The organism is Nonomuraea sp. B208, from assembly GCF_057536035.1.
Genome location: NZ_BAAJOU010000025.1, coordinates 531,507 through 545,520, shown reverse-complemented (window position 1 = coordinate 545,520; position 14,014 = coordinate 531,507). Strand labels below are relative to the sequence as shown.

Here is a 14,014-nt window from a genome sequence, read left to right as displayed (position 1 = left end):
GAACATAGCGCCGACGCAGAAGGGGCGCACGTCCACGGTGTGTGACATGCGCCCCTTCTGTGACGAGGGTCAGTCGTCGGACTTGGCGGACGGGAGCTTCTCCGCGATGAGGTTCATCACCGTGCTGTCGGCGAGCGTGGTGACGTCGCCGATGCTGCGGTTCTCGGCCACGTCGCGCAGGAGGCGGCGCATGATCTTGCCGGAACGGGTCTTGGGCAGCTCGGGCACCACCAGGATCTGCCGCGGCTTGGCGATCGGGCCGAGCGTCTTGGCCACGTGGTTGCGCAGCTCGGAGGCGATGTCGTCGCTCTCCTCGACGCTGCCGCGCAGGATCACGAACGACACGATGGCCTGGCCCGTCACCGGGTCCGTCGCGCCCACGACCGCCGCCTCGGCCACCTTCGGGTGGCTGACCAGCGCGCTCTCCACCTCCGTGGTGGAGATGTTGTGCCCGGAGACCAGCATGACGTCGTCGACCCGGCCGAGCAGCCAGAGGTCGCCGTCCTCGTCCTTCTTGGCGCCGTCGCCGGGGAAGTACATCCCCTCGAAACGGCTCCAGTAGGTGTCGATGTAGCGCTGGTCGTCGCCCCAGATCGTACGCAGCATGGAGGGCCACGGCTCGCGTACGACGAGGAAGCCGCCCCCGCCGTTGGGGACGCTGTTGCCCTGGTCGTCCACCACGTCGGCGGCGACGCCCGGCAGCGGGCGCATCGCGGCGCCCGGCTTGGCGGCGGTGATGCCGGGCAGCGGGCTGATCATGATGGCGCCGGTCTCGGTCTGCCACCACGTGTCGACCACCGGGCAGCGGTCGCCGCCGATGTGCTCGCGGTACCAGACGTACGCCTCCGGGTTGATCGGCTCGCCGACCGAGCCCAGGACCCGCAGGCTGGACATGTCGTACTTGGCGGGGATGTCGTCTCCCCACTTCATGAACGTACGGATCGCCGTCGGCGCCGTGTAGAGGATCGTGACCTTGTACTTCTGCACGATCTCCCAGAACCGGCCGCGGTGCGGCGTGTCGGGGGTGCCCTCGTAGATGACGCTCGTCGCGCCGTTGGCCAGCGGGCCGTAGACGATGTAGGAGTGGCCGGTGACCCAGCCGATGTCGGCCGTGCACCAGTAGATGTCGGTCTCGGGCTTGAGGTCGAAGACCGCGTGGTGCGTCCAGGCCGTCTGCGTCAGATAGCCGCCGGTCGTGTGCAGGATGCCCTTGGGCTTACCGGTGGTGCCGCTGGTGTAGAGGATGTACAGCGGGTCCTCGGCGTCGTTGGGCTGCGGGGTGTGCTGGTCGCTCTGGCGGTCGACCACGTCGTGCCACCACAGGTCCTTCTCGCCGAACGCGACGTCCTCGCCGGTGCGCCGGACCACGAGGACGTTCTCGACCTGCGGGCACTCGGCGACGGCCTCGTCCACGGTCGGCTTGAGCGCGCTCGGCTTGCCCCGGCGGTAGCCGCCGTCGGCCGTGATCACCAGCTTGGCGTCGGCGTCGTCGATGCGGCTCTTCAGCGCCGTGGCGGAGAAGCCGCCGAACACCACCGAGTGGACCGCGCCGATGCGGGCGCAGGCCAGCATCGCGATCGGCAGCTCGGGGATCATCGGCATGTAGATCGCGACCCGGTCGCCCTTGCCCACGCCCAGCTCGGCCAGCGCGTTGGCGGCCTTGCTGACCTCGGACTTCAGGTCGTTGTAGGTGAGGACGCGGGTGTCGTCCTCCGGCTCGCCCTCCCAGTAGTAGGCGACCTTGTCGCCCCGGCCCTCCTCGACGTGGCGGTCCACGCAGTTGTAGGCCACGTTGAGCTCCCCGCCGATGAACCACTTGGCGAAGGGAGGGTTCCACTCCAGGGTCCTGTCCCACCGCTTGGCCCACGTCAGCCGCTCGGCCGCGTGCTCCCAGAAGGCGAGTCGGTCGGCGGCGGCCTCGTCGTACGCGGCGGCGGTCACGTTCGCGGACGCCGCGAGGTCGGCCGGAGGTGCGAACCGGCGGTTCTCCTGCAGCAGATTGGACAGCGCCTGGGTCTCGTTGCCAGGGGTCTCCGGGGCCACCTCGTGCTCCTTCTATGGCCAGGTTGGATAGGTCGTGTCCCACTTCACCAGCTCACGGCCCTCGCACACAAGAGGTCTAGACAGGTCTGTACCTCGGGCGCGGGGAGCGGGGGCTTGGTTATCGGGTGGGGTTATCTTCGCAATTGAAATGTTGTCATCCTGAAATCCAGAGAATATGCGAGCGGGGAGTGGCGGTTTTATGGGCCCCCTGGGGTGGCGGTTTGGGGGCGTACGGTAAAGGGGGTCTGCCGGCCCTCCCGGACGCTCTGCGTGACCCCGCGCCTTGGGGTCCCGCCTCCGTCTGCCGGCTGCCTCTGCGTGACTCCCCGCCTTGGGGTCCCGCCCCCCGTTCGCCGGCTCCCTCTGTGGGACCCCCGCCTCGGGGTCCCACCCCTGTCCGCCGGCTCCCTCTGCCTCCTCCTGCCTTGTCGCTGGTGGACCGTACCGGCCCGGTAGGGTCAGTCCTCGTGAGTGACCCTTTGGCCGTCATCGCGACCTTCCCCGGCGTGCAGGAGGCCGTGGACGAGGCCCGTCAGTCCGTCGACCGGCTCTACCGCCACCGTGTGCTCCGCCGCGCCAGCCCGGCCGTCTCCACGGAGTCGTCGCTGCGCGGCGCCCGCGCCTCGGCCGCCATCGAGGGTGCGGACGTCCCCTTGGACGCCCTGCGCCGCGACGAGATCCACGACCCGCTGGTGCAGGGCGCCCTGCGCGCGTCGGCGGAAATGGGCAGGCTGGGCCCGACCTGGCGCCGCGCGCCCCGGCAGGTCCTCGCCCGCCTGCACACGGTCGCCGCCGCCGGCCTCGCTCCGGAGGACGCCCTGGGTCGTCCCAGGTCGGGGGACGACGCCCCCGACCCGTTCGGCCTCGGCCCGGCTCCGGACGCCAAGGAGACGGCCGTACGCGTGGACGGCCTCATGGACCTCCTCGGACGCCCCACGAAGGCTCCCGCGATCGTGCTGGCGGCCGTGGTGCACGCCGAGCTGGCGGTGTTGCGGCCGTTCGGCGTGGCGGACGGCGTGGTGGCGCGCTCGGCCGAGCGGCTGACCCTGGTCGAGTACGGGCTGGACCCGAAGTCGCTGGTGGCCGTGGAGGTGGGGCATCACGAGCTGCCGTACGCGGAGGCGCTGCGGTCGTACCTGAGCGGCACTCCCGAGGGCGTCGCCCAGTGGGTACAGCATTGTGCCTCCGCGGTAAGCCTCGGCGTCCGCGAGACGACCGCCATCTGCGAGGCCATGCAAAGAGGCTGACCGGTGCTCGTCCGGCGGCCGACCGTAACGCGCTCTGCCTGCGAAGGACCTGGTAAGACGTCCTACCGACATAGCTGACGGCGTCTCAATACTGAGACGCCGTCTGCCAGTGCATCACGCCGGGTTACCAAGCGTGCACCTGTATCCGTCGAAGCGGGTCAAGCCCGTCACGACGCGCCTCCCGCGGCTGGTCGCACGTGGGTGCCCGACTCGATGCACCCGGACCATTGGTCCGTAAGACCTTTCTACGTCGGATTCGCCCTGCTGGGAACCCCTCGGGGCAAGACCTTTACCTGTGCGCGTACGCACCCGCGCCGCCGCCCTGTCCCGCCCGCGCCGGAGCCTTCCCGCCGCCGGGCGAGCCGGCCTCGCCGATCACTCTCCGTGATCTTCTTTATGTGATCGTTATCAATTCACGAAAAAACTTGGCGAAAATGCGAGATTACTGCTCGACGAAACTCGATCGGATCGGGCAGCATACGTTGGTATCGCCCAGGAACTGGAGCGCACTTGCGCGGGATGGCTTTGCGGGTCCCTTGCCAGGCTGTGGTGAAGTGATGAAAGCTTTCTTCTGAAACGGGACCGGCTCTACCCCCCCGGAGCCGGACCGATCAGGCGACCCCCGCTCTCCCCCCCGGCGGGGGTCGCCCCTTTTCCCCGCCTCCCGGTCATGGGACGGGTCTCCGTACGCTCGCCCGCTGGCACTCGCGCGCCCTCGTGAGCTGACCCGCAGCAGGCACTGGTGGCGCTCATCCACAGGCCCGCGTACGTGGAAACCCCCTCATCCACAGAACCCCGTTCGGCCCCTCGCGGCACCTGCCCTCCGCCCCACCCTGGACCTCCCACCACCCACGAACGGGAGGCCCACATTGCACCGTCCCTTGGTCATCACCGACGACCCCGCCCTCCTCGACGACCTGGTCCGCATAGCGGCGGCAGCCGGCGCCCAGCTCGACGTGGCCCAGCTCCCCGCCCACGCCCGCCCGCACTGGAACCTCGCCCCACTCGTGGCGATCGGTGCGGACCAGGCGGACGCCGTGGCCGCGACCGCACCCCCACCCCGCGACCAGGTCCTCCTCGTCACCCGCACCCCCGACGACCCCGACACCTGGCGAAGGTGCGTCGCAGCAGGCGCCCAGGCCGTCGTCACCCTCCCCGGCGACGAACGTCACCTCGTCGACCGCTTCGCCGACGCCATGGAGCCGGAGCCCCGCTCAGGCCCGGTGATCTGCGTACTGGGCGGCCGGGGCGGCGTGGGGTCAAGCGTCCTGTCGGCCTGCCTCGCCCTTCACGCCTCCGGCGGCGCCCGACTCCACACCCTCCTCGTGGACGCGGACCCGCTGGGCGGTGGCATCGACGCGCTGCTGGGCCACGAGGAAGCGCCGGGAGCCCGCTGGGGAGACCTCGTCGCGAGAGAGGGCCGCATCAGCAGCAGCGCCCTGCAGAAGGCCCTGCCCGCGTTCGGCGATCTCGCGATCCTCTCCTTCCACAGGGGCGAGGCGGCCCCGATCCCCGCCCAGGCCATGCGATCGGTCCTCGACGCCGGTCAGCGAGGCTTCGACCTGGTGGTCGTGGACCTCCCACGCCACTTCGACCCGGCCGCCGCCGAAGCCCTCACCAGGGCGAAGACCACCCTGCTGGTGGCCGCGGCGGACGTACGCGGCATCCTCTCCGCGCGCCAGGTCCTGGGCGAAGCCGGCAGGCACACGACCGACCTCCGCATGATCCTCCGCCCGGGCATCGTGGACGCCGACACCGCCGCCGCCTCCCTCGGCATCCCCTACGCGGGCACCCTCCCCGACCTGCCCCGGCTCACCGCCACCCTCAACCGCGGTGAGCTCCCCAAACTGGGCCCCCGCACCGCCCTGGGCACCCTCTGCGTCTCCCTCCTCCAAGACCTCCTCACTCCTGAGAACGCTTCCTCCCGAGCGGACAGGCAGCTCACATGACACCACCCCACGCCCACCTCGACGAGTCGGCACAACCCACCAAACCCCCGCTCACGACCACCCAGCCCTCACCCGGCAGAACCTCATCCGGGATGGCCACCACCTGGCCGGTCACGCCTCCGCCCACGGCACCCCCGCCATCGGTGTCCTCCGAACTCGTCGAGGCCGTCCGCGTACGCCTCGCCCGCACCGGGGCCGAACCCAGCGCCGCCCAGGTCGCCGTAGCCCTGCGAGCGGAAAAGGCGGTCTACGGCGACGCCGAGATCCTCGCCGTCGCCCGCGCCCTCTGCGCGGACCTGATCGGAGCCGGCCCCCTGGAGCCGCTCCTCGCCCGCCCTGACGTCACAGACGTCCTGGTCAACGGCCCGGACGAGGTATGGCTGGACGACGGCACCGGCCTCAGTCGCACCCCCATCCGCTTCACCGACGACGCCGCCGTACGCCGCCTCGCCCAGCGCCTCGCCGCCGCCGCGGGACGACGCCTGGACGACGCCTCGCCTTACGTGGACGCGCGACTCGCGGGCGGCGTACGCCTCCACGCCGTGCTTCCGCCCATAGCCCCCGAAGGCACCTGCCTGTCCCTACGCCTGCCGCCACGCCGTACGTTCACCCTGCACGACCTCGTCAAGGCGGGCACGATCACACAGCCGGCCGTCGCGATGCTCACGGCGATGGTCTCCGCCCGACTGGCCTTCCTGGTGACCGGCGGCACCGGAACAGGCAAGCCGAACCCTCGCTTATGACACCATTAAACCATGAGCGAGTACACCCCCCAGAGAGCCGTGATCTTGTGCCGGATCAGCGACGCCCGCGACGAGGACACGACCGGAGTCGACGACCAGGAGAGGCACTGCCGTCGGTGGGCCGATGCCCACGGGTGGAAGGTCTGGAAGGTTGTGGTGGAGAACGACGTGTCCGCCTACAAGCGGCGGAAGATTCAGCTCCCAGATGGCACCTACGGTCTGCGGACCATCCGACCCGGCTTGCGCGACGCGATCACGTGGCTGTCGACCGGTGAGGCCGACGGGCTGATCGCCTACGACCTCGACCGGGCCGCCCGCGATCCCCGCGACCTTGAGGACCTGATTGACGCCGTTGAGATGCGGAAGCCACGGCCTCCGGTGGCGTCGGTCACCGGGTCGCTGCGGCTCTCGAACGACGGCGAGATCACCATGGCGCGGGTCCTGGTAGCGGTGGCCAATAAGTCGTCCCGGGACACCGCCCGCCGCGTCTCGAACGCCCGCCTGCGCAAGGCGACCAACGGCGAGTACAGCGGCGGTATCCGCCCGTTCGGCTTCGAGAAGGACGGCGTCACGGTGGAGCCGACCGAAGCGGCGGAGATCGTCAAGGCGACGGAGGCCCTTTTGGCGGGGGCGAGCCTGCGGTCCGTCGTCCGGGCGATCAACGCTGCAGGTGTCCGGACCTCGCGCGGCAAGGAGTGGAGCACGGTCGAGATGAGGGACATGCTCCAGCGCGCCCGGAACGCCGGTTTGGCCGTCTACAAGGGCGAGGTGGTGGGTAAGGCCTCATGGCCCGCAGTCGTCCCCGAGGAGTCCTGGCGGGCCGTCGTGGCGCTGCTGTCCGACCCTGCGCGCAGGACGTCGCCGGGCAACCGGGCTCGGTGGCTCGGGTCCGGCATCTACATCTGCGGGGGTTGCGGGGAGACCGTCATCTGCTCCCGCTCTGGCGGGGGCGCGAACCCCAGCTACCGGTGCCGCCCGCCGCGTGGAGGATCCCAGCGGCCGGGCACCCACGTTACGCGGACGGCGGCGCCGCTGGACGAGTTCGTAGAGGAACTGATCATTGAACGGCTGTCCCGGCCTGACGCGGTTGAGCTGCCGCTGAAAGACCAGGGGGAGGACGTTGCTCCACTGCGCGTTGAGACCGTCACCCTGCGGGCCCGGCTCGACGAGCTGGCGACGCTGCACGCTGACGGGGCCATTGACGCGCGCCAGCTCGTGACCGGGAGCACCCGGCTCCGGAGCCAGCTCAAGGAGATTGAGGACCGGATTACCGCAGCGAGCCAGGGAAGCGTCTTCGCCGGGGTCGTCGGCACGGTGGACACGCGGGCTACGTGGAAGGCGCAGGACCTCGGCCGGAAGCGCGCCGTCCTCGACGCGTTGATGACCGTGACCATCCTGCCCACCCGGCACGGGCGGGGGCCCGACGGCAGCTACTTCGACCCTGCCTCGGTGAGGATCGACTGGAAGAGGTGACCAGGAGGCCGGGGGCGCGAGGCCCCCGTCGGCCTGCTCACTGAGGTCCCGAAGGACGTCAGGCGGCGTTGCTGGCGTTCGCCGGCTCATGGGCGGCGGCCGGAACCGCGCCGCGCATCAGGATCGCGATGCGGGCCTTCTGCTCGGCCGTGAGCGGCGGAGCGCCGTCGACGATTTCGCGGACGAGGGCCGCGTACTTGTACCCGCTCACGGGTGCCTGGTCATTCACTGCACGCACAGGGGCGCTATTCACCGCTTCCGCATTCGTCCGGTTGATCACGGGAACGACGTTACGGAGGGCATAGTTGGGATGCGCAAGTCCTGCGCGTGAATTCAAATTCACAGCTTCACTAGTTAGGATTTCGTTTGCCTGGCCATGGCCGCATCTGATAACGGCCGGGAGCTACACGCCCAAGCCGCCAGATCGCCGCAGGGCTGCCCTGTGGCTGCTCGGCGATAATCGGGCCATGCTGGCACTGACGGGGCCGGAGAATGGCGCTCAGGGCCGCCTAGAGGTCCACGCGGCTGGAGGTTAGGGGCAGGACCGGGCATCCCGCTGATGAATCGGCCGAAGGCCGTACCGGTAGCCGTGGATACCCATCCCCGATCCCCTGCCCCCCTCCCCGTCAAGCGCGGAGCGCGCGACGCCTTCTAGGTGCTTCTCGGTCTAACCCTTCTCCCTCTAACCCTTCTCCTTCTACGCGGCGCTGTGTGAGCTGACCCAGCGGTGCTCTCCGAGCTATCCCAGCGGTGCTGTGTGAGCTGACCCAGCGGTGGTATTTGAGCTATGTGGCGCTGACCTGCTGTTTCTCGGCGTACAAACTTTCGGCCTCGTCGAGTTGGGATGTGTTGTGGTGATCAGACAAAAATCTCAACTTGAGAATGGTCCTTGAGGGCCTGGAACGCCTGCCGGGATTGTTGGCATTGATATCCGAAACGGACATCCTGCTACCGTTGATCTAGGCCGAAACAACGGCCATGAAAAAGGCCCGCGAGTGGTGCGAACACTCCGGGCCGAGAGACGAAGGGTCGGCTTCATCTATGGCTAGGGTAGCAGGTCAGAGCCCCGAATCGTACTTCGGAATGCTCCCTGAAACGTTCATCTGGTCGGACCGGATTTCACACAACGGCATTCGTGTTCTGTCAGCCGTGTATGGCCGGTGGACTAACAATTTCTGGCCGGTCCTGACGAATGACGAGCTGTCCGAGCTGACCACCCTGAGCGCTGCGACGATCAAGCGCGAGGTGTCGGCCCTGAAAAAGCTTGGCCTGGTCAAGGTCACCAGGACCAAGGACGGGAACCGGTACGAGCTGATCAAGGTTGAGTTTGCTGGCGACACCTACCGTGGCCGGATCAACGTGCGGCGGGACGCCTGGTCGAAGGTGTTCATCTCCATGACGGCCAGCTCAATCTCCTCCGGCGCTCTGCGGCTCTGGCTGATGCTCGACCGGATCGGCGGGACGAACGAGTGGGCCTGGTCCTCTCAGAGCGCACTGGCCAAGTACATGGGCGTGAAGGAGCGTCAGATCCGGGTTTACCTGGACGAACTCAAGGAGGCCGGTCTCCTGGAGGTGCGACGGCCGGACCCCCTCGGGAAGAACGAGTACCGGCTGATCCGCACGCCGGTCATGGTCAAGGTCGCCGAGGAGCACGACGCCAAACAGGAGCAGCAGAACGCCACGCGACGAGTTGCCCGTACCTGGCTGGACGCCGTTGTCCACGAGGACCTCAGGACGTGGGTTGCGAACAATGGCGAGGTCTCCAGGACGATCCTGTGGGCGGTTGACGAGGCCGTTGAGCTGGTCGGCGAGGAGGCGACTGCTGAGGTCGTCAGCGACACGCTGGAGACGTACGGCACCGACTACCCGGCCGATTTCATCGTCAAGATTCTGGACGAATGGCTGACCGAACTCGGCTTCGGGTACGCGGCGCCGGAGCAGGACGACGATGAGGACGACCGCTAGAGCGTAGGAGCCAGAATGACCCGCGACATGCTCGCCTTCCCGGCCGCGCCGTACTCGGCGGTCACGTTCCCCGATGACGACTACCTGATCGTGCCCATGCGCCTGGCTGAGGCCGCCGTACCGCCCGGCGCCGTGTGCCTCTGGCTGCTGCTCGCGCGGCTCGCCGAGGGGCACCAGGAGGTAGAGGTGTCCACGGCGCAGCTTGAGCGGCACACCGGCTGGACCGACGCGGAGATCGGCGAGCATGCGCGGGCCCTGTCCGCCGACGGCTGGGTGACGATCAGCAAGGGACACACGCCCGGGTCGTACGTCTACCGGCTGCTGCGCATGCCGTCGGCGACTGCCGTCAAGGAGTGGGCCGAGGACCTCGACGAGCCGAGGCAACCGCCGCCGCTGACGACCGGCCCCCGCCTCGGCGAACGCCCCGCAGCCCCGAAGCATCACACGGCGTTCTGGCTCGGGCGGGTGGCCGACCCGCAACCGCTGCGATAACTGTCGGCGGCGCCCGGTAGCCTCGTCCGGCCCTGTGGGCGGGGGATCCGTGCCGGGTAGAAGGGAGCTGTACGTGCTGCACCACCGCCACCGTGAGGTCGTCGACGTGGCCCTGAGGTTGGGCCAGCGAGTCACCTCCATGCAGTCGAACAACCCCGAGGGGATGCCCACCGAGGACGTGTATCGGGTCGTTGAGGTCCTCGCCGAAGAACGGCGACGGCTGGCGGAACGCGACCGGCTGTATGAGGAGGCCCTGGCCATCTTCGTGGCCGAGCTGAAGCACCGGGGCAAGACTCACGAGGCCATCCAGCGCCGGATGCGCAGGCCAGGAGAAAAGCCCAACGCCAGCGAGATCACCCGCATTTTGCGGCGGTGGAGATCGGCACTGGAGGCAGGACCGGATGTGGCCCTGCAGAACAGCGCACTCCTGGCGGTGGTGACCTCGGCCGCCCTTTCCGAGGAGCACAACGCCACCGACTCGGCGACCTCGCCGGAGGTGCGCAGCCTGTCGCAGGACCGGGCGGAGCACCTGTGGCGGTGGAGCACGCTTGGCCACAACACGAATTCGAGCGACGGCACCGCATAACCGCAGGTCAAAAATGGTGCCGGATTTTTTGGCCAGTCAGCCGGCGAAAATCGGCGAGGGTCTGGGCCCGGTCATCCTCCACATAGAGCGACACTGTCGCGTCGTATACCTCCTGGTGCCCCACCGTTGACTCCGTGCCGCCAGCTCCCGGCCGAGGACCGAGCGCCAGCAGCTCCCGGCCGTCGACTCCCGGCCTCGTGGTCGTGGCCCTCGTCGGCCAGCTCGGCGCCGCGCCGTCGACCAACTAGGCCAGCGCCCCGCCCCTTGGTTTCTCAGGCCTTGGGCCCAGTCGAGCGCCGAGGGGCCGGGAACAGTGGCCGCGTCCGGCCGACTCGCGGGGTTGGTCAGGAGACGCGGTGGAAGCTGAACTCGGTGCCCTTCTTGTCTGCGGGGACACGCTGGTACTCCGTCTCGCCGCAGCTGTCGCATGGAGTCGGGTCCCAGCCGACTAGGGCGGTGAGGCCCCCGCATTCGGTGCATTGAACGGCGGGGGTACCGCAGCGGTCGCAGGTGCCGCCCGCTATGGGGGAGCCGTCGCCTTCCTCGTCAGGCCGCTCGTAGAGGTCCACTGAGCCGTAGTCGCAGTTGTCGGCTGGGCAGCCATGCCACGGTGGTTCGTATTCGTCCTCCCCGGGGTCAGGCGAGCTGCCGGAAAAATCGGCGGCGAAGGGATCTTGGCGTTCCTCGTCCATGGGTCAAGGGCTATCAGTCCTGCCCCGGGCGTGGAAGCCGGTTTCAGGATCGTCCCTAGTTGGCAACCCTGCGGCCGACGCGCCCGGCCGGGAGGCCGACGGCAGCCTGTACGTCACCCGTACGTGAACCGGATGACGTACAGGCCCGTGTGCGCGGTGTGGTCCCCGCCCTGGGAAATCGGCCCTCCGGGGCAGCAGCGGGGACCACACCTACCCCGGTAGTCACGTACCGGGGGTCTGGCCCGGCTCCCGTCGGCGGTGGGTGGTGAGCTGCAGCAACGGGAGCCGGGGGATCATGGCACGGATCTCAGTCCGTGCAGTTCAACCACCTGAGACGTGGCCAGCGCGTGAAGGTGGTATTGGGAGGCGTCCCAGGCCACGAAGACGTTGTGCGCCGTCGGCACCAACGTGCCAGGCAGCAGGCCAGGCCGGTACATGTCGGCGAGGACACCAACGCTTACGACGTCGATCGCCGTGACGAGGCCGAAGCTCATGCCCAGCATGGGGCACTCCTCCATGGCTTTGGGGATGCAGTTCCAGCACGTCGGCGGCGCGTTGGTACGTCCGCTGTCGGCGCCGGTGCGCTCGAACACGGTCGCTGTCAGCAGCCACGGTATGAGCCCCGTCTCAGGGTCGGTCGCGGGGTAGCCGCACACCTGGCACAGCCGCTTGTCCATGCATCGCCATTGGCGGCGCACGTTGAGCTTGCGCATGCGTTCGGGCCCCCGTTCGTCCGGCTTGGCTCGGAGGTCGCGGACACGGGCACGGAGGATGCCCGGCTCCCAGGACCGAGCTGACGGGCCCTTGACCCAGTCGCCGGGTTTGGACGACGGCAGGTAGCTCAGGCGCTGTCGACCCGCGTAGGGGACGAACCCCAACGGGTCTGACACCAGCTCGTTTGCGTACGCGATCACGAACGGCACGACCGTGTAACCGGTTGTGCGCTGACTGGACGGTGCCATAGCCCCGACTATACGGACTACTTGTTCATCCTGTACTGCCTTGGCAATCCGGACCGGCCGCAATGACCTGGGCGAACGTCCCTAACGTGTTGCGTGTGACCGTTGACCAGCTCGACCCCACGCCGCTCTGGGAGCAACTCGCCGCGATCATTCGCGAGCGCATCAAGGCCGGTGACTTCCAGCCGCGCCAGCCGTTGCCGAGCGAGGCCCAGCTACAGCAGGAACACGGCGTAGCTCGCGGCACCGTGCGGCGTGCGATGCGGGCCCTCGGCGAAGAGGGATGGACCGTGACCGTGCAAGGTCGTGGCACGTTCGTGGCGCCTGAGGAGTCCTGGCCGACGTCGTAGGCGTACGTCATCCCCGTACGTGAAACCGGTGGCATACCGAGCCCCCGGCCGCCGTCGTCGGCACTTCCCCGGCCTCGTGGCGTCGGCCGAGCCGGTGTCGAGAAACGATCGTTTGTCGACAGTCGCGCCCGACGCGCGTTCTCCCAGCATGGAAGTGTCGGGAACTCGTGTCGAGAAACTATGTCGATAAACGGTGTCGTCATGATATTCTCGACACATGTTGATCGGTTACGCGCGAGTCTCCACTGACGACCAGAACCCTGACCACCAGTACGACGCCCTCACCCGGGCCGGTGTCGAGCTTGAGCACATCCACCTGGACAAGATCAGCGGCTCTAAGTCCAGCCGCCCCAAGTTCGACCTCGTGATGCAGCTCCTCCGCGAGGGTGACACGCTCGTGGTCACCCGCCTTGACCGTCTTGGCCGCTCCATGGTCCACCTGGTCAACCTCGGCGCGGAACTGCGGGAGCGCGGCATTCACCTGCTCGTCACGGAGCAGGGCATTGACACCCGCACCCCCGAGGGCCGCGCCATGTACGGCATGTTCTCCGTGTTTGCCGAGTTCCAGCGCGAACTGATCATCGCCAACACTCATGACGGCCTGGCCGCCGCGCGGGCCCGTGGGCGCAGCGGGGGCCGCCCGAAGAAGCTGCGCGACCGTCAGGCCCAGCTTGCCCGCGAGATGTACGACGAGCTGGGCGAGGACGGCAAGCGGAAGTGGACGGTGCAGCAGATTGCCGACGAGCTGGGTGTGAAGCGCACCACCGTGTATGGCTACCTCAAGGCCGAGGACGCCAGTCGTCCGGCCGCCGACGCCACGGCTGTGGGTGCACGGTGACCGCCGCCCTGTAGCCCGTCCTCGTCGACCGCCTGAGCGTCCGCCCTGCTGTGGGTGGGCGCTCTTGGCGTGTGTGGGGCCTGCTGCTCGGCCTCGGCGGCCAGCTCGGCCACGCGCGGCATGTGAGCCGGCGAAAATCTGCCGCCCTCGTCGGCCTGGCCCTCGTCGCCGTCGGCCAGCTGGCGCACGCGACCCGCCCTCGGCCAGCCCTTGACAAGAGCGACCCCCGGCACCCTTAAGCCGTCCTGCCCCAAGGTGCCCGGCCTGAGCTTCTGCGTGCGTGGCGGTATTACGCGCGTGACAGTGGCCTTTCTGAATTCGGAATGGGCGCCGAGGGCAATTCTCGGCATTACTATTCGCGCAGTTATAGCTGCTACCGTAGCAATATGAACGGCGTCAAGATTTCCCCGGATCGTTTCAGGTCCATGCTCAAAGAGAGGGGTCTCACCCGGCAAGCCCTGGCCCGCCAAATCGGCAGCACCGGCTACCAGATGTGGCGGTTGACGAGTGACAGGCATACCACCAGCTTTCGCTTTCTGGGCAAGCTGGTGCCCCTGCTTGGCCTCGACGGCGTGGCCGACATCATCGCTGATGAGCAGCAGGGCGAACACTTCATCCTCTGGTACATCGCCACCCACAAGCATCCCAAGTCCGAGACCAAGCGCAAGACGGCATGA

At 68.4% G+C, this 14,014-nt stretch carries 13 protein-coding genes and 1 pseudogene; 10 read left to right on the top strand and 4 right to left on the bottom strand.

What is annotated here, in order from left to right:
• Positions 1–69 precede the first annotated feature (69 nt).
• Positions 70–2,043 carry an acetate--CoA ligase gene (gene acs / locus AC27IY_RS30800; protein ID WP_423478018.1) on the bottom strand — a complete coding sequence of 658 codons (1,974 nt, stop codon included), beginning with the start codon at positions 2,041–2,043 and terminating at the stop codon, positions 70–72.
• Between the two features lie 467 nt (positions 2,044–2,510).
• Between acs and AC27IY_RS30795 the strand changes: the two genes are divergently transcribed.
• From AC27IY_RS30795 to AC27IY_RS30780, 4 genes and pseudogenes are all read left to right on the top strand, one after another.
• Positions 2,511–3,290, top strand: coding sequence for a Fic family protein (locus tag AC27IY_RS30795; RefSeq protein WP_423451395.1), 780 nt, complete (start codon positions 2,511–2,513; stop codon positions 3,288–3,290).
• Positions 3,291–4,159: 869 nt separating this feature from the next.
• Positions 4,160–5,239: a septum site-determining protein Ssd gene (ssd, locus tag AC27IY_RS30790; RefSeq protein ID WP_487180023.1), complete on the top strand. Its 1,080-nt coding sequence runs from the start codon at positions 4,160–4,162 to the stop codon at positions 5,237–5,239.
• Between the two features lie 92 nt (positions 5,240–5,331).
• Positions 5,332–5,964: pseudogene (locus AC27IY_RS30785) on the top strand (ATPase, T2SS/T4P/T4SS family); the annotation flags it as partial.
• Positions 5,965–5,994: 30 nt separating this feature from the next.
• The gene (locus AC27IY_RS30780) at positions 5,995–7,455 is read left to right on the top strand and encodes a recombinase family protein (protein WP_487180022.1); all 1,461 of its coding nucleotides are present in this window, start codon (positions 5,995–5,997) and stop codon (positions 7,453–7,455) included.
• Positions 7,456–7,513: 58 nt separating this feature from the next.
• Here AC27IY_RS30780 and AC27IY_RS30775 read toward each other — a convergent pair whose 3' ends face one another.
• Entirely contained in the window at positions 7,514–7,735 is a 222-nt protein-coding gene (locus AC27IY_RS30775; protein WP_487180021.1) for a hypothetical protein, read from the bottom strand.
• An 803-nt stretch (positions 7,736–8,538) separates the two neighbouring features.
• Here AC27IY_RS30775 and AC27IY_RS30770 point away from each other — a divergent pair.
• The 3 genes from AC27IY_RS30770 to AC27IY_RS30760 all read left to right on the top strand — a co-directional run bounded on the left by AC27IY_RS30770 (position 8,539) and on the right by AC27IY_RS30760 (position 10,498).
• Positions 8,539–9,420, top strand: coding sequence for a helix-turn-helix domain-containing protein (locus AC27IY_RS30770; protein WP_487180020.1), 882 nt, complete (start codon positions 8,539–8,541; stop codon positions 9,418–9,420).
• Positions 9,421–9,435: 15 nt separating this feature from the next.
• A complete protein-coding gene (locus AC27IY_RS30765) occupies positions 9,436–9,912 on the top strand; it encodes a hypothetical protein (protein ID WP_487180019.1) in 477 nt (158 codons plus the stop codon).
• 73 nt (positions 9,913–9,985) lie between these two features.
• The gene (locus AC27IY_RS30760) at positions 9,986–10,498 is read left to right on the top strand and encodes a hypothetical protein (protein ID WP_487180018.1); all 513 of its coding nucleotides are present in this window, start codon (positions 9,986–9,988) and stop codon (positions 10,496–10,498) included.
• Positions 10,499–10,842: 344 nt separating this feature from the next.
• Here AC27IY_RS30760 and AC27IY_RS30755 read toward each other — a convergent pair whose 3' ends face one another.
• Both AC27IY_RS30755 and AC27IY_RS30750 read right to left on the bottom strand, forming a co-directional pair.
• Positions 10,843–11,190, bottom strand: a complete 348-nt coding sequence (locus AC27IY_RS30755; protein ID WP_487180017.1) for a hypothetical protein — start codon at positions 11,188–11,190, stop codon at positions 10,843–10,845.
• 293 nt (positions 11,191–11,483) lie between these two features.
• Entirely contained in the window at positions 11,484–12,152 is a 669-nt protein-coding gene (locus tag AC27IY_RS30750; protein ID WP_487180016.1) for a hypothetical protein, read from the bottom strand.
• 95 nt (positions 12,153–12,247) lie between these two features.
• Between AC27IY_RS30750 and AC27IY_RS30745 the strand changes: the two genes are divergently transcribed.
• The 3 genes from AC27IY_RS30745 to AC27IY_RS30735 all read left to right on the top strand — a co-directional run bounded on the left by AC27IY_RS30745 (position 12,248) and on the right by AC27IY_RS30735 (position 14,014).
• Entirely contained in the window at positions 12,248–12,499 is a 252-nt protein-coding gene (locus AC27IY_RS30745; protein WP_487180015.1) for a GntR family transcriptional regulator, read from the top strand.
• Positions 12,500–12,716: 217 nt separating this feature from the next.
• Complete coding sequence (locus AC27IY_RS30740) at positions 12,717–13,337, top strand: recombinase family protein (protein ID WP_487180014.1); 621 nt, start codon at positions 12,717–12,719, stop codon at positions 13,335–13,337.
• A gap of 386 nt (positions 13,338–13,723) precedes the next feature.
• Positions 13,724–14,014 (top strand): hypothetical protein, encoded by a 291-nt coding sequence (locus AC27IY_RS30735; protein WP_487180013.1) that lies wholly within the window; start codon positions 13,724–13,726, stop codon positions 14,012–14,014.